This window comes from Natrialba sp. PRR66, from assembly GCF_034808065.1.
In the GTDB taxonomy this organism is placed as follows: domain Archaea; phylum Halobacteriota; class Halobacteria; order Halobacteriales; family Natrialbaceae; genus Natrialba; species Natrialba aegyptia.
Genome location: NZ_JAXHGN010000002.1, coordinates 310,529 through 326,098 on the forward strand (window position 1 = coordinate 310,529; position 15,570 = coordinate 326,098).

At 64.1% G+C, this 15,570-nt stretch carries 12 protein-coding genes; 5 read left to right on the forward strand and 7 right to left on the reverse strand.

Going from position 1 to position 15,570, the window contains the following annotated elements; all coding sequences use genetic code 11:
• Positions 1-237 precede the first annotated feature (237 nt).
• From SM755_RS07705 to SM755_RS07715, 3 genes are all read left to right on the forward strand, one after another.
• Entirely contained in the window at positions 238-3,186 is a 2,949-nt protein-coding gene (locus tag SM755_RS07705; RefSeq protein WP_323172151.1) for a methyl-accepting chemotaxis protein, read from the forward strand.
• Positions 3,187-3,390: 204 nt separating this feature from the next.
• Entirely contained in the window at positions 3,391-4,287 is an 897-nt protein-coding gene (locus tag SM755_RS07710; protein WP_323172152.1) for a homoserine kinase, read from the forward strand.
• Positions 4,288-4,315: 28 nt separating this feature from the next.
• Entirely contained in the window at positions 4,316-4,657 is a 342-nt protein-coding gene (locus tag SM755_RS07715) for a hypothetical protein (RefSeq protein WP_323172153.1), read from the forward strand.
• A gap of 102 nt (positions 4,658-4,759) precedes the next feature.
• Here the strand turns inward: SM755_RS07715 and pdxS are convergent, their stop codons facing one another.
• A complete protein-coding gene (pdxS, locus tag SM755_RS07720; protein ID WP_323172154.1) occupies positions 4,760-5,668 on the reverse strand; it encodes a pyridoxal 5'-phosphate synthase lyase subunit PdxS in 909 nt (302 codons plus the stop codon).
• Positions 5,669-5,869: 201 nt separating this feature from the next.
• Here pdxS and SM755_RS07725 point away from each other — a divergent pair, with 201 nt between their 5' ends.
• Positions 5,870-6,634: a DUF1405 domain-containing protein gene (locus SM755_RS07725; protein ID WP_323172155.1), complete on the forward strand. Its 765-nt coding sequence runs from the start codon at positions 5,870-5,872 to the stop codon at positions 6,632-6,634.
• A 57-nt stretch (positions 6,635-6,691) separates the two neighbouring features.
• On the opposite strand, the gene SM755_RS07730 is transcribed toward SM755_RS07725, so the two are convergent.
• From SM755_RS07730 to SM755_RS07755, 6 genes are all read right to left on the reverse strand, one after another.
• Positions 6,692-7,465 (reverse strand): hypothetical protein, encoded by a 774-nt coding sequence (locus SM755_RS07730; RefSeq protein ID WP_323172156.1) that lies wholly within the window; start codon positions 7,463-7,465, stop codon positions 6,692-6,694.
• Between the two features lie 166 nt (positions 7,466-7,631).
• The gene (locus SM755_RS07735; RefSeq protein ID WP_323172157.1) at positions 7,632-10,418 is read right to left on the reverse strand and encodes a valine--tRNA ligase; all 2,787 of its coding nucleotides are present in this window, start codon (positions 10,416-10,418) and stop codon (positions 7,632-7,634) included.
• A 232-nt stretch (positions 10,419-10,650) separates the two neighbouring features.
• Positions 10,651-11,562 carry a DUF6293 family protein gene (locus SM755_RS07740; protein WP_323172158.1) on the reverse strand — a complete coding sequence of 304 codons (912 nt, stop codon included), beginning with the start codon at positions 11,560-11,562 and terminating at the stop codon, positions 10,651-10,653.
• Between the two features lie 100 nt (positions 11,563-11,662).
• Positions 11,663-12,370: a hypothetical protein gene (locus tag SM755_RS07745; RefSeq protein WP_323172159.1), complete on the reverse strand. Its 708-nt coding sequence runs from the start codon at positions 12,368-12,370 to the stop codon at positions 11,663-11,665.
• A gap of 44 nt (positions 12,371-12,414) precedes the next feature.
• On the reverse strand, positions 12,415-13,899 hold the full coding sequence (locus tag SM755_RS07750; protein WP_323172160.1) for a sodium:solute symporter family protein: 1,485 nt from the start codon (positions 13,897-13,899) through the stop codon (positions 12,415-12,417).
• Positions 13,896-14,213 (reverse strand): DUF3311 domain-containing protein, encoded by a 318-nt coding sequence (locus tag SM755_RS07755; RefSeq protein WP_323172161.1) that lies wholly within the window; start codon positions 14,211-14,213, stop codon positions 13,896-13,898. The genes SM755_RS07750 and SM755_RS07755 overlap by 4 nt, the downstream gene beginning before the upstream one ends.
• A gap of 175 nt (positions 14,214-14,388) precedes the next feature.
• Between SM755_RS07755 and SM755_RS07760 the strand changes: the two genes are divergently transcribed.
• Entirely contained in the window at positions 14,389-15,402 is a 1,014-nt protein-coding gene (locus SM755_RS07760) for a helix-turn-helix domain-containing protein (protein ID WP_323172162.1), read from the forward strand.
• Positions 15,403-15,570: the final 168 nt, after the last annotated feature.

Below are 15,570 nucleotides of genomic sequence, written 5' to 3' on the forward strand. Positions count from 1 at the left end.
TTTACGCGAGAGCGGGACTGGCGCGCATCTACACCGTCACCCCGTTTTATCAACTATCACTCAAAAGCTCGTTTAGAAACTATCCCGACACGAACCCTCACTGTGACGCTTGATACGAGTCACGTTCGCACATACCAGGATGCTGCCAGACGAGCGGGCAACACCCCCGTTCGATTATCGGTGCTGATAACTGTGGATCACCTTTTATGTACCGACCACCGCACGCGTTGACTATCGATGGATATTCGACGTGTAGTGCCGTCGGCAATTCGACGCCGGTACGCGGTCAAATTCGGGATCGCGTTGCTGGTGATCGGACTGTCGATCGGCCTGATCGGAATCGGTGCGACCGCTGGCATTACCAACGAGGTAGAACAGCGCACCCAGGCCGATCAGACCGCGTTCGCCGGCCAAGAAGCACAGGGACTGCAGATGTGGAACGAACAGAACGAACAGACGATCGCGACGTTCGCTCACTCCGATGTCGTCGCCAGCGACGACGCCGACGCGATCGAACAGCGCCTCCTCGATTGGGAGGAACACCTCGATGTCGACACCTTCTCGATCAGCTACGTCGACACCGCCGACGAGACGGTCCTCGCGAGCACCGAGGACGAACTCCGGGGCCAATCCGCAACCGGACTCGAAACCGTCTCGGACGACGCCTACGACCAGGCAACGACCCAGGTCCCCTGGGTTTCCAGCCCACAGGTTCTCGAAGGTGAACTCGGCGAGGAGTCGTCGGTCATCACCTACGTCCTCTCCGTTCCCAACGCGGACGACCGGGCGCTCGTCTACACGGCTGAACTCGAAGCGTACGGCAACCAATTCCAGGACGACGACCAGGTCGCAACCGTCGTTGTCGACGCCGGATCCAACAACGAAATCATCCTCGACAACGCCGACTACGGCGGGGACTACGAGACACTCGGTCAGCCCTACGACGGCAACACTGACCTGATCGATTCGGCACTGACGGAGGGTGCAAGTACGCGGGAGGTCTCCGGCGAGGCCGCCGGCGTCCTCGACACGTACGAGTTCGATAGCGAGGAGTACGTTGCCAGTTCGGCACGGGTCTACGGCACCGACTGGGTCGTCCTCACCCACGAGCCGACCGATCAGGCCTACGGCTTCGTCAGCACGATCAGCGAGTGGGGATACATCGCGACCTTCATCGGCGTGTTGATGGTCGGAATGGTCGGTGCGGTGCTGGGCCGGAATACGGCCGTTTCGATCGACCGGCTAACGAACAAAGCCGGACAGATGGAAGAGGGTGATCTCGACGTCGACCTCGAGACCAAGCGTATCGACAATATCGGCCGCCTCTACGACGGGTTTGACTCGATGCGTGGCGCATTGCGCGAACAGATCGAGGAGGCGGAGACGGCCCGCGAAGAAGCTGAACTCGAGCGCGAGCGGATCGCGGAGATCAACACGCACCTCGAACGGCAGGCGGACGAGTACAGCGACGTGATGGAGGCGGCCGCCGACGGCGACCTGACCGCCAGGATGGACGCCGACAGCGAGAACGAGGCGATGGCCGACATCGCGACGGACTTCAACGTCATGCTCGAGGAAATCGAGCAGACGGTGGCCGGACTGAACCAGTTCGCGACCGACGTTGCGACGGCCTCCGAGCAGGTGACCGCCTCGAGCGAGGAGGTCCGATCGGCCTCCCAACAGGTTTCGGAGTCGATTCAGGAAATCTCCGAGGGGGCAGAACAGCAGAACGAGTCGCTGCAGTCGGTCAACCAGGAGATGAGTGCCCTCTCGACGACGACCGAAGAGATCGCGGCCTCCTCGAACCAGGTCGCAGACATCGCCGAACGGACGGTCGAAACCGGCCAGGAGGGCCAGGAAGCCGCCCAAGAAGCAATCACCGCGATGGAAGACATCGAGTCCGAGGCCGGCGGTGCTGTCGAAGAAATACAGCGCCTCGAAGACGAGGTCCAGCAGATCGACGACCTGATCGCCACGATTTCCGAAATCGCCCGCCAGACGAACATGCTGGCGCTGAACGCGAATATCGAGGCCTCCCGCACGGTCACCAGCGAGGACGAAGAAGGCTTCTCCGTCGTCGCCACGGAAGTCAAGGCGCTCTCCGAGGACGTTGCGGAGGCGGCCGACGAAGCCGAAGACCGCCTCGAAGCGATCCGCAAGCGCACCGAACAGTCCGCCGCCGAGGTCGAGGGAACGAGTTCAAACATCGACGCCGCGAGCGAGCGCGTCACGGCGGCCGTCGATGCACTCGAAGAAATCACCGATCTCGCCCAGGAGACGAATATCGGCGTACAGGAAATCTCCGCGGCGACCGAACAACAGGCGGCCTCGACCCAGGAGGTCGTTGCGATGGTCGACGACGCGGCAACCGTCTCCGAGGAGACGACCTCGGAGGCCGAAAACGTCGCCGCGGCCGCCGAGGAACAGACGACGGCGCTGACGGAAGTCACGAACTCCGCCTCGAACCTCTCCGAGCAGTCCGCCCAGCTCTCCGCCGCCCTCGATCGGTTCGAGACCGACGTCGAGCAGGCTGCACTCGATCTGGACGTGACGATCGAGGAGACCGAAACGGGACTCGAGTTCGATGAGCCGACGTTTGACGGTGCCGTCGACACCGACACCGATACCGACACCACGGACGACACCCCCACCGACAGCATCACCGTCGAAGACGAACCCGAGCCAGAACCGGAATCCGCGGCTGCACTTCAAGCCGAGACTGACGATGATGGACCCGTCGATACTGCCGATGTCGCAACCGGGCGCGAGTCCGGCTCCGACGCAGACGAGTTCAGCGAGCAGACGGTCGAGCAGTCGGCGTTCGACGGACCGGTGTTCGACGACTCGACGGCTACGAGTGACGAGACCGACGCGGGAGACGCGACGCCGGACCCGCTGGCGTTCGAGACCGACGCCGACGGGGCGGCCGAAACCGATTCCGAACTCGGTGTGGGTAGCGACGGTGCGGCTGCTGACGATGCCGTCGGTGACGATACGGCCGACGAGGCTGTCACGTTCGACGAAGACGACACCGAGAGTATCGATCCGCTTGGATCAGTCGAAGCGGATCGTGAGGTCGACGAGTCCGCGGACACAGAGACGGAGTCGACCGACGAAACAGAGACCGACGACGACGTGTTCACGTTTGGCAACGCAGCGGACGACGACACAGCCGACGACGCCTGACGATCACCGTCGACAGTCAGTGTCTCGAGACCAGCACTGATTGTCTGTCATTGGCACCGCTACCGGTACTGCACTCAGAACTGGCACTGACGCCAGAACCGGTACTGAAACCGAACCCGAACCAGCACTGGAAACGGAACCCGTTCACCGTCGCGTTCGGTCCGGTCCGCTACCTTTTTGCCTGCAGTCTGGAAATGAGACGGCATGCTCACCGTGCGGGCTCCGGCGACGAGCGCAAACCTCGGCAGCGGCTTCGATGTCTTCGGTATCGCGCTCGGCGCACCCGCCGACATCGTTCGCGTCGAACGCGCGCCAGAAACGACGATCACCGTGACCGGCACCGGCAGCGAATTCATCCCGGAGGACCCGGCAAAGAACACCGTCGGGGCCGTCGCGGACGCACTCGACGCCCCCGCTCGGATCGAGATCGACAAGGGCATCCGCCCGTCGTCCGGCCTCGGCTCTTCGGCCGCGAGCGCGGCCGGCGCAGCCGTCGCGCTCAACGAACTCTACGACCGCGGCTACTCGCGCGACGAACTCGTGCCGATCGCCGCGGAGGGCGAAGCGCTCGTCTCGGGCGAAGCCCACGCTGACAACGTCGCACCGTCGCTTCTCGGCGGCTTTACCATCGTTTCCAATATCGATACCGGCAGTAACGTCACACAGGTGGACGCTTCCCTGCCGCTCGTCGTCTGTCTTCCCGAAACGACCGTCTCGACGCGCGATGCGCGTGACGTCGTACCCGACCAGGCACCGCTTTCCGACATCGTTGACACCGTCAGCTGCGCCGCCACGCTCGCCGTCGGTATGGCCCGGAACGATCCCGAACTCGTCGGACAGGGTATGACGGACGAAATCGTCACGCCCGAACGCAGCGCGCTCATCGACGGCTACGGGGACGTTCGAGAAGCCGCCCTTGATGCAGGTGCCACGGGCGTGACCGTCAGCGGTGCCGGGCCAGGCGTGCTCGCAGTCTGTCGCCACCCCGACCACCGAGGGCAGGTCGCCTCGGCGATGCTCGACGCCTTCGACACCGCAGGAATCGAGAGTCGCGCCTACCAGACGCGCGTCGGTGCGGGCGCGCAGCTGTACCGGGAGTGAGTACGGTCGTCTCGCCCGAGCAAGCAGAATGGGGACACGAACTGACGCGGTTCTTTCGGTACTCGTTCTCGCCGCCGTCGGCCTCGCGTTCGCGATCGTCGAGGCGTCGGTATCGCTGCGTTCTGCCGCCGGTGGCGGGTGTGGAACGATCGCGTTCGAGTTCATCGCCGCTCGAGACCCTGCCCTCGTCCGCGAGTACTGGGAGCGGCCGGCCGTGCAGGTCACGGCGGTCGGCCTTGCACTCTTCGCGATCGTCGGCGGGGCGACGGTCGCACCCTCGCCCGTCCTCTCGGCGATGGCGGGTGCGCTGGTAACGTATCTCGGATTCCTGGGACTGACACTGGCCGAACGCAGGCGTTCGAGTCGATAGTAGAAACCGGTCACCTGCGCAGCCGTCGTTCGACTGGAGGCCACGTACCGAAGATCTTTGCGCCGACAGCCAATTCGGGACCAATTCGACGGTGAACTCGTCTTAGACGCCCCGCCCCTGCAACTTCTCTTCTTCTGGCAGGTCGGCGTTCGCGTCGCCCTTCATCCCTTTTCCGAGGTTCTTCGAGATCTCGGCGAGCGTTTCGGGGTCGTCCCAGTTGTTCGTCGCCTGGACGATCGCCTCGCCCATCACGGGCGGATTCTCCGCGCCGAAGATCCCGCTGCCGACGAAGATACCGTCGCACTCGTGGTGCATCATGAGCGCCGCGTCTGCGGGCGTCGCGATCCCGCCGGCGGCGAAGTTGACGACCGGGAGACGGCCCATCTCCGCGGTTTCGTGGACCAACTCGGCGGGCGCTTCGATCTCGCGCGCGTAGGCCTCACGCTCCTCGTGAGTCATGCCCTCTAACTCGCGGATCGCGCCCTTGATCGTCCGCTGGTGGTGGACGGCCTGGTTGACGTCGCCGGTGCCGGCTTCGCCCTTGGTACGGATCATCGCCGCACCCTCGTTGATTCGGCGCAGCGCCTCGCCGAGGTTGCGCGCGCCGCAGACGAAGGGTGCCGTAAAGTCGCGCTTGTCGATGTGGTAGGCGTCGTCGGCGGGCGTGAGAACCTCGCTCTCGTCGATCATATCCACGCCGACGGCCTCCAGGATCTGGGCTTCCTTCGTGTGTCCGATGCGGGCCTTGCCCATCACCGGGATGGAGACTTCCTCGACGATCTCCGCGACATCGGCGGGGTCCGCCATGCGGGCGACGCCGCCGCGCTTGCGGATATCTGCGGGGACAGCTTCCAGCGCCATGACGGCGACTGCACCGGCGTCCTCGGCGATTCGGGCCTGTTCGGGGTTGACGACGTCCATGATGACGCCGCCCTTTTGCATCTGTGCGAAGCCGCGCTTGACGAGGTCGGTCCCGCGTCGCAGTTCCTCGAGATCGGTGGTCTCGGCCATAGTGTGGGGTTTTCACCCATCGCACTTACGCGTGTCTGTTGCGGATACGTCTCTGTTACAACTCGTTTATCGTGGTCCATGGTGGGTCGGCCCACGTCCAGTTTTATAGAATCATCTTGGACATAGTTCAGTGTTTGAAACTCCGCTCGCACCTAATCGCTACTGTTTTGCGGACTCCGTCCGTCGAACTGGACGAAACCGATGACTCCGTCGACCAGGCAGTCGACCCGCGACCGCGACCGATTGCCGCGGTATCTCGCACCTGTCCCGCGATCGATCGAAAATCTGGGACTCCGCCTCGCGTGGCTCGTCGTGGCGATCAATCTCGCCGGAACGGCCTTCGGGTTCTGGTACTACTCCGGCCAGTTCGCTGGAACGCCGCCGGCACTGTGGCCGTGGGTTCCCGACAGTCCGATGGCGACCCTGCTGATCGCGCTTGCCATCGCCGCCTGGAAGCTCGGCCACGAACTCCCGTGGCTGACCGCACTCGCGTTCTTCGGGAACGTCATCCTCGGCCTCTGGACGCCGTACACGCTGCTCGCGTTCGCCGACGCCTACGCCCCCCTCGATCCGCTCATGTACCAGTTCCTGTTCTGGAGCCACCTCGCGATGGTCGTCCAGGCGTTCGTCCTCCACCGAATCACCGACTTCCCCGTTCGAGCCGTCGCCGTCGCACTCGTCTGGTACGCGAGCAACCTCCTCGTCGACTACTTCGTCCCGGTCGCCGGCGACCTCCATCACACGATTATCCCCGTGGCGCGTGATACCCCCATGTTCCTCGGCGCCGACGCGCTCGGCGTCGTCGCCGGCGGCGAAGTCACGTTCACCCTCCTCGCGCTCTTTCTCGCGCTGGCGACGCGCATCAAACACTGCGAACGCGAACTCGACCGGGAGCGGGCGACTCAAGCGGCGTCCGAGACAGAAACGGAGCCGGCTGGCGGCGTCGAGAGCACGACGCGACCGTAACGGACGGCGGCCACACCTTCTCGGAAACGAGTTCTGGAAAACGAGTTCATCGCCCGACTACTCGAGTTCAGCTGTCCGAACGCGGTAGTACCGACCCCGGAACTCGTAGAGACCGTCGCTGTCGTGACCGAACGCCGGGTGCGTGCCGTTGTATTCCTCGATGCGAACGGTAGATACGTCGCGCTCGGCTGCGAGTGCGACCGCATCCCAGAGTTGGCTGTGCCGGAGCAGTTGCTCCGTGATCAGCCGCCGTGGCTCCGTCCCGCCGTCCGGTTCGTCGACGACCTCGAGTTCGAACTCGCACAGTCGCTGGTACTCGTCGTCGGGATCGCCACGTGTCGAGGTGGCGACGAGCGCGTCGGTATCGCCGCCGCCCTCGGCTTCCATTTCGGTGTCCGCGATCGCGTCCGTCGGCGTCAGTGTCAACTCATCGGCCTCGAGTTCGAACGTCGCCGCGAACGCGATTTGCTCCGCCTCCCGACGGTCCTCGAACCAGCCGCGAGCACGGAACGCGTACGTTCCCGGCCCGACGCCTTCGAGCGCGAGTTCGTCCGTCCCGCCCATCGACGCGACGTAATCGCCGTCCGCAATCCCGTCGTTGTCGAGCGTGACGGTCCAGATGTGGGCCTCGCCCGATTCGAGGTACATCAGCGGCTCGGCGTAGCTGCGCGGGGCGACGCGGTGCCACTCGCCGTCTCCGTTTTCGTCTCCCCCAGTGCTGTTCGGTCCGTCTTCGGAGGCCGTCCCCGGCGTTTCGTCCAGACAACCGGCGACGGCCCCGAGGCTCGCCGCGCCGAGTCCGAGCACGCGGCGGCGGGTGACTCGTTGCATAGCGTCGCGAACGCAACCCGTCTTCAAGAGGATACGGATAACTGAAAGAACGGTTTGACTGTCGCGGTTTCGCGCCCGGTTCCGGTCAGCACCAGCATCGGAAATTTCCCGCCGGCTCCGTTGCTGAACTCGAAGCGAACCGAGCCGGCGAGTTCGTCGCCGTCGATTAGTCGACGATGACGACCGCCGATTCGGTCTCGATCATGTCCCCTTCGCCGGAGTAGGTGCGTTCGAGTTCGACCTCGAATAACTCGTCGTCGAGTTCTTCGCCGGCGACGCGGAGCACGCCGACATCGCGGTCGATCTCGTACTCGCCGCTTTCGATGCCGGCGTCGATGTCGCCGACTTTGGAGCCGAACTTCGGTCCGAGCGTCGAGTAGTCGAGATCGATCGACGCGACTTCGGTGGTGACCTCCGGTTCGGTCTCGAGGACCGCGAGGTCCTGCACGTGCATCACGTTCTGGATGGCGTCCTCGAAGCCCTCGATCGGGCCGTAGACGGAGACCGATTCGAGGTTGGCGTTCAGCGGCAACTGGTGCTCGCTCTTGTAGCGTCGGAGCGCGCCGATGACTTCGAGTGCGGTCTCGCCGGCTTCGAGGTCGGCCTCGTAGCCCTGCGGGCTGGGCCAGTCGCGAGTGTGGATGCTCGTGTCGTCGAGAGCAGCGTCACCGTCCGCGTACACCGCCTGCCAGATCTCCTCCGTCACGTGCGGCAGGAACGGGGCCCAGAGTTCGAGGAAGGTTCGGTGTGCGGTCCGCAGCGCGTACTGCGTCGAGGGATTGTCCTCGCGGCCCTTCGCGATTTCGAGGTAGTCGTCGCAGAAGGTGTTCCAGAAGAACGTGCGCAGGCGGTCGCGCGCCTTGGCGAACTCGTAGTCCTCGAACTGCGCGGTGAGTTCGTCGACCGCGTCGTCCAGTTCGGCGAGCAGCCAGCGGTCGATCGGCTCGAGTTCAGCTGGCTCCTCGGGTTCGCCAGGTTCGGCGGGCGCGAGCGTGTCGACGAGTTTCGAGGCGTTCCAGAGCTTGCGCAGGAGTTTCTCGCCGGCGCGCAGGTCTTTCTCCTGGTACGGGAAGTCGTCGCCGACGGCGGCGCTCGCCGTCCAGAAGCGCACAGCGTCCACCGGATACTCCGCGAGGACCTCGTCGGGGGCGACGATGTTCCCTTTGGATTTGGACATCTTCTCGCGGTTCTCGTCCAGCACGTGGCCGTGGATCATCGTTGCGTCGAAGGGAACCTCGCCGGTGTGCTCGTAGCACTTGACGACGGTGTGGAACAGCCAGAACGAGATGATGTCGTGACCCTGCGGGCGCAGATCGAACTGGTAGAGTTCCGGCTTGTCCATCCGGAACGCCTCAGCCTCGGCGTCCCAGTCCCAGCCGGCGTTGATGAGGGGGGTCAGCGAGGAGGTCGCCCAGGTGTCGAAAACGTCCTCTTCAGCGCTGAACTCGTCGTGGCCGCATTCGGGACAGGCGTCGACTGGCGGCTCGTCCGAGAGCGGGTCGACCGGCAAGTCCTCCCGGTCGGCCATGATCTCGTGGTCGCACTCGGCGCAGTACCAGACCGGGAACGGAATCCCCGAGTCGCGTTGGCGCGAGATGAGCCAGTCCCACTCCAAGCCCTCGATCCAGTGCTTGTAGCGGGTGAACATTTTCTCGGGGTACCAGTCCATCTCCCGGCCGGCCTCCAGGTACTCCTCCTTGTGGTCCAGAATCTCGACGTACCACTGCTTGGAGACGCGGAACTCGACGGGGGTATCGCAGCGCTCGTGGACGCCGACGGCGTGGGTGATCTCCCAGCGGTCGCGCAGGTACCCGTCGTCGTCTAAGTCCTCGACGATGGCCTCGCGCGCTTCTTCCGTCGAGAGACCCTCGTAGTCGCCCGCCAGATCGGTCATCGTCGCCGACTCGTCGATGGCGACGCGAAGCGGCAGGTCGTGGGCCTGGTACCACTCGATGTCGTTCTGGTCGCCGAAGGTACAGCACATGACGACGCCGCTTCCTTTCTCCATGTCGACGCGGTCGTCCGCGATGATCGGCACCTCGTGGCCGAAGATCGGCACGCGAGCCGTCTCGCCGACGAGATCCTGATTGTCCTCGTCGTCCGGGTGGACGAAGACGGCGACGCAGGCCGGGATGAGTTCGGGTCGCGTCGTGGAGATGATGAACTCGTCGCGGTCCGCACCGTCACCGACGATGTCGAACGCGATGTCGTTGAAGTGCGAGTGGCGCTCGTCGTCTTCCATCTCGACCTGGGAAATCGCCGTCTCGCACTCCGGACACCAGATCGCAGGGGCCTTCTTTCGGTACTCTCGGCCCTTCTCGTAGAGATCGAGGAAGGACAACTGGGAGATCCGCTGAACCCGCGGCTCGATCGTCTTGTACGTATTCGACCAGTCGATCGAGGTGCCGAGATTTTGCATCTTCTCGGTGAACTCGGCCTCGTACTCCGTACAGACCTCGCGGCAGAGTTCCTGGAACTCGCGGCGCTCGTAGTCCTGGTGGCGGATGTCGAGTTCTTTCTCGGTCAGGCGCTCGCTCGCGATCCCGTTGTCGTCGTAGCCGAACGGAAACAGCACGTCGCCGTCCGCCATCCGCTGGAACCGGGCGGCGAAGTCCTGCAGGGTGGAGCCGTAGAGGTGGCCCATGTGCAGACTGCCCGAGACCGTCGGCGGCGGCGTGTCGATGGCGTAGACAGTGTTCGGATCGCGTTTGGGGTCGCTCTCGTAGGCGTAAATCTCCTCGTCGACCCAGCGGTCCTGCCAACGCGACTCGACCGTTTCGGGGTCGTAGCCGCCCTCAAGCGATGGTTCGGGGTCTTCGTCCGTTTGTGCGTCCATACTCATGCTCTCACCGCCCGAATCGGGCGTCGTCGATACGTCGTCAGTGCGATGTAGCAGTGACTGTGATCCATTGCTGATACCGGTCGTTGCTCGGTGAATGCTGGTCGCCGACAATACATCCGTCGAAACAGGGTGGGGATAGGGGGCTACGGGGCCCCTACGAACACCGTCTCGCGCGGGCCGTCAGACTGACTGGCCACGGGCACGACCGCGACGGAATCGGTCATACAGTGTTATTCCATCGGATCGGTGTTAGGTGTTTCGCGTCGTAGCGGCCCGATTGCCGCCCGATTGCCGTCGTCGATACCGTGCCGTCACTGGTCGTCGACGAACTCCGACCCGGCGGTCACTGGGCCTCCGAGTTCCCCGAGTGTGCCCGCACCCACAGTTCGCCGATCCGGGAGAGGCGCGTTCGGTAGGACTTCCCGTGTTCCTCGCGTTCGATGTACTCCTTGCCGCCCGGCCCGAGTCGGTCGACGTTGTAGATGACCTTCGAACGGAAGCTATCGGTGTACTCCTCGTTTAACTCGCGGGCCAGCGACTCCGCGAGTTCAGAGACGGAGTCGAACTCGCCGTCTTCGCCGAGTTTGTAGAGGATCAGTTCCTCGAACGGTTTGACGTTCGAGAAGGAGGTGACGGGGAGTTCGACGATGTGGCTGCCGCCGATCTCCTTCGCGCCGATCGTGGTGCCGCGTTCGTCGAACTCCGAGAGGAGCGCGCGGGCGCTTTCGAGACGGGTCGTAAGCCGCTCCGCATCGAGGTCGGTGGCGTCGCCGTCGGCATCGATCGTTTCGAGGAGGTCGATCTGCTCGCGTAGTTCCTCCGCGAGTTCGGTTTCGAGGTACTTCTCGGGGGCGGTGTAGTAGGTGTGGATCTGCTCGCGGTCGTCCTCCCGTTCGACCATCAGCGAGTTCGCCGCGGTCGCGAAGGCGAAGCTCACGGTTCGGGGCATCGCGGCGACGTTGACCCAGACCTCGTTGCCGCGGTCGAGTTCGGCGGTGATGCGGTTGTAAGCCTGCTCGAAGGCTTCGTCGTAGTCGTAGACGTCTTCGAGCACGAACCGCTCGGTTTCGGCCCCCAGCAGGCTCCGAAAGTCGGTTTCGAGTTTCTCAGAGAGATGCCGGGAGTACTCGACGTTGGCCTCGCTGCCGACGGCTCCCTCGAGAAGGATGACGCTGTCGACGTCGATCTGATCGCGGACGAGCGGGGCGATCAGCCGGTCGTAGTCGAAGCCGACCGGGACGATGTGCGTTTGCATGGCCCCGACTTGGGTGGGTTCGCCCCTAACAGTATTGGTGTCCGGCGGGACCACACTGGTGCGACGGAACCACCTAGTACGACAGGGCTATCCACATTGACTAGTCGTCGGTGTGTTCTTCCTCGCCTTCGTCCCGGCTGAACTCGACGGTCCGAACGAGTTCGGAAATCGTCTCGCGGTCCCGTTCGGGAGCGGTTTCGATGGTCCCGCTTGCGACGGTGGTCGATTCGAGCGGAAGGATGCCGCCGGCGACGCCGTAGCTCGTTTCGGTCGGCCAGACGGCGACGTTGGCTTCGGCGGCGAGGTGTGCGATCCCGGTTCCGTCCGGCTCGTTGTCCGTGCTCCCGGACTCGATTTCGGTTTCGGTTTCGCCCCCGTCACTGCCCTTTCGGTCGCCTCGATCCCTCGCCGAGGCGGGAATCGGATAGGCTACGTCGAGGACGTACCAGCGGCCCGCCTTCCCGTTCGGGCCCTCGAACTCGAGCGTCTCCCGGGTGCCCTCGATCGTCAGTCCCTCATCCCTGAGGGTTTCAGCGAACTGCGCTTTCGCCTTCGGCGCGGCTTTCGAGAGCGCAGCGTCGGGCGCGATGCCGACGGTCGACAGCGACGGGGAGATCGACAGATCGACGGCGAACAGCGATCGGAGCGGGACGTCGCTCGGACCGAGCGAGGCGGCGGGCGTCGTCTCGGCCGGCTCGTACAGCGTCGTCTCGGCGGTGATCGACGCCACCAGGACGGTGGTCTGTCCGGTTCGAGTGCCGAGCGGTCGCCAGGTTTCGGCAAGGGCTGCAGGGAGATCGGTTGGCATCGCCCGTGGATACGGCGGTGGGTCCTTTCGGTGTGTCGCTCTCGTCACTCCGCGCCGGTCTCGTTCCTATCGAAGTACAGCGCGCGTCGTTCGGCCGCCGCTGGCGTCGTCACCAGCGACACCGCGACGGTCGCGGCCAGTCCGAGTGCCATGCCGACGACCCCGGCCGACCATCCCGCGTACGTGCCGGGAACGACCGTCGTAAAGTGACTCAACAGGTAGAACGCCTGACTGAGGAGGATTCCGGCTCCGATCCCCGCTCGCGTCGTCCGCCGCCAGTAGAGCGCGGCCAGTACCGGCAGTGCGAGCTGGGCGAATCCGCTAAAGGCCGCATCGCCGAGTTCGAACAGCGTTGCCGGGTTCACGAGACTGACGAGGAACGCCGCCGTCGCGAAGACGACGACGCCGATACGGGCGAGCAGATCTTCGCGCCGGTCTGATACGTCGCGCGAGCTGAACTCAGCGAGTGGGCGGTAGAGATCCCGCGTGAAGTACGACGAGCCGGACAGCAACATCGAGTCCGAGGACGACATCATCGCGGCCATCGCGCCGGCGATGACCAGCGCGGCGAACCAACCTGGGGTGAACTCGGTGAGGACGATAGGGAGGACGTTTCCGTCGGCCGGAACCGTCACGTCGAGACCGTGCGCCCACGCGCCGATCATGAACGAGGGGACGAACAGGAGCACGCAGAGAATCGGCCAGAGCGCGAACGATCGCTTCAGAACGGTCTGCGAGCCGGCGGCGAAAAAGCGCTGGTTGACCTGCGGGAACATGGCGACGCCGAAGCCGATCACGAGCGCCCTCGAAAGCATCCATTGGGGCGTGTAGTGGTCGCTTCCGAGCGCGACGTGGGCGGCCGCCTCGGTTTCGAGTGCCGCCGTGGCGCTGGTCGGTCCGCCGACGACAGTCAGGAGCCAGAGCATCGCGATCCAGGTGGCGACGAGCATGAACGCGCCCTGCAGGGTGTCGGTCCAGGCGATCCCGCGCATCCCGGCGAGGACGACGTAGAGGATCATAAACGCCGTGATCAGCCCTGCGCCCGCCCAGTACGGTATCGCGCCGTCGGTCAGCGTTTCCAGGGCCGTGCCGGCACCGACCTGCTGAAGCATGACGTACGGAAAGAGCCAGAGCAGACTGACGGCCGCAATAAGGCCCCGGAGCGGCCCGGATCCGAACCGGTCGCCGAGCATCTCACCCAGCGTAACGTAGTCGTACTGCTGGCCGAGGAGCCACTGTTTGTAGCCGATAGCGTACCAGAGGATGGCGAAGATGATGCCGTCCATCAGCCCCATGACCAGTATCCACTCCGGTCCTTCGTGGTAGGCGATGTTCGGGCCGGCGAAGAACGTAAACGCCGAGAGTAGCGTGGCAAAGGTCGTAAAGAGGAGAACGACCGTTCCGAGCGTTCGGCTCGCGAGGTAGAAGTCTGCCGCGGTTCGATCCGTCAGTCGGTACGCGCTGAGTCCGATCAGCAGCGCCAGCACGAGATAGCCGACAACGATCCCGAGTTGTGCTGACAGCGTCACGGTGGCTCACCTCGCCGTTCAGATTCGAGTTCAGCGTCGGCCGGTTTTGGTTTCGATTTCCGTTCTGATTCCGGTCCCGAATTCGAACTCGGACTCGGATTCGGCCTCGGATCAATGCCGATGCCGAGTCCCCACGCGCGGCGGGCGAAATACCAGAAGACGATCGACGCGAGTCCCATCCAGCCGACGTGCCACCAGAGCCACACGGGCAAGCCGGCGACGACAGTGCTGTTCCCCCACAGGAACCACGGAATTGCGAGCGCACAGAGGACGACACCGACTGTGATCCAGCCGACGAGTTCGAGAGACCCCATACCCGCTGGTCGCAGCCTCGACGAGTAATAACTTTCCTTCGACAGCCGGTATTGAAGACAGATAGCCTTCGATACGGCAGGTCGACTCCGTCTTGCGTTTTCTCGTAGGTAAAATCGCTCTTTCACGTAGGAAAAGGAGTATATGTGTCGGCGAGAGAATGAGAATACGACCGATATGGCCCGTCTGTTTCCACGCCGGAGCGAGACACCCGCCCAGGACGGGCAACCCCGAATCGTCGATCTCGAGGGCGAGGACGCTGACGCGGTGTTCAGCGCGCTGTCTTCGACGACGGCTCGCCAAATCTACTCCTGTCTCGATGGAGAGCCTGGAACGCCCAGTGATATCGCCGAAGCGATCGATTCGTCGATCCAGAACGTTCGGTACCATCTGGAGAACTTAGAGGACGCCGGTCTCGTCGAGGTTGTCGACACCTGGTACTCCTCGCGCGGCAACGAGATGAGCGTCTACGCCACGACCGACGGACCGTTGATCGTGACGAGCGACGAGTCGACCGGCTCGCGGCTCAAAACGGCTCTTTCGCGCCTTATCGGCGGAGTCGGCGCGCTCGCCGGCGGAAGCCTGCTCGTTCAGTACGGCGTGGCTCGGTGGGCCGGAGCATCGTCTACCGGCGGGCAGTCGGCACCGTTTTGGGGTTCGGACGATTCGGCTTCATCGGACCCAGCCGATTCGCCGGGGTCGAGCCGGGAGACCGGCGAACAGGGAAGCGACAGTGGGGGTGGAAATCAGGCGGAGTCGACGAGCGGTGATGCGGATACCGGCGTCGGAACCGATTCGAACAGTAGCGGCGCCGACGATGCGGACGTTGAGATCGCGGGAACCGACGGCGGCCATTCGAACGGAACCGCCGATTCGAACGGAACGAGCGACGCGGCCGACGGCAGTACCGGTACCGACGCCACTCCGAACGACTCGCACAACGCCACCGGCACCGACACGTCCGATCCGGGCGCATCCCACGGCGACACCGGAGGCAACGACGGGATCATCGATCACGTTCACGATTTCGCGACCGATATCGTCGATCACGTGCAGGGATTCGCAACCGACGTTACGGACCCCCTTCTGACGACAATGCCGCCGGGACTGCTCTTTTTCCTCGGCGGACTCACCGTCTTGCTCGCCGTCACGGCCTACTGGTACTGGTTCTCTCCCCGCCCCGTCCGCTGACCGGCCGGCTCGGAACGATCGCCCTTCCGCCAGTTTCGCACACAACCTCTCAGTTTATCCATATTTTTGTGTGTTGATCCTCGACACGTCGTTCGATCCCCAACCGACCGAACAGCAGTTTCGCATGTCAACAGCTATTTGCCGCTCACGAACCAATTATTCAGTAAA

Coding starts and splice junctions, on each gene's coding strand:
- SM755_RS07705 (WP_323172151.1), top strand. CDS start 238: ATGGATATTCGACGTGTAGTGCCGTCGGCAATTCGACGCCGGTACGCG.
- SM755_RS07710 (WP_323172152.1), top strand. CDS start 3,391: ATGCTCACCGTGCGGGCTCCGGCGACGAGCGCAAACCTCGGCAGCGGC.
- SM755_RS07715 (WP_323172153.1), top strand. CDS start 4,316: ATGGGGACACGAACTGACGCGGTTCTTTCGGTACTCGTTCTCGCCGCC.
- pdxS (WP_323172154.1), bottom strand. CDS start 5,668: ATGGCCGAGACCACCGATCTCGAGGAACTGCGACGCGGGACCGACCTC.
- SM755_RS07725 (WP_323172155.1), top strand. CDS start 5,870: ATGACTCCGTCGACCAGGCAGTCGACCCGCGACCGCGACCGATTGCCG.
- SM755_RS07730 (WP_323172156.1), bottom strand. CDS start 7,465: ATGCAACGAGTCACCCGCCGCCGCGTGCTCGGACTCGGCGCGGCGAGC.
- SM755_RS07740 (WP_323172158.1), bottom strand. CDS start 11,562: ATGCAAACGCACATCGTCCCGGTCGGCTTCGACTACGACCGGCTGATC.
- SM755_RS07745 (WP_323172159.1), bottom strand. CDS start 12,370: ATGCCAACCGATCTCCCTGCAGCCCTTGCCGAAACCTGGCGACCGCTC.
- SM755_RS07755 (WP_323172161.1), bottom strand. CDS start 14,213: ATGGGGTCTCTCGAACTCGTCGGCTGGATCACAGTCGGTGTCGTCCTC.
- SM755_RS07760 (WP_323172162.1), top strand. CDS start 14,389: ATGGCCCGTCTGTTTCCACGCCGGAGCGAGACACCCGCCCAGGACGGG.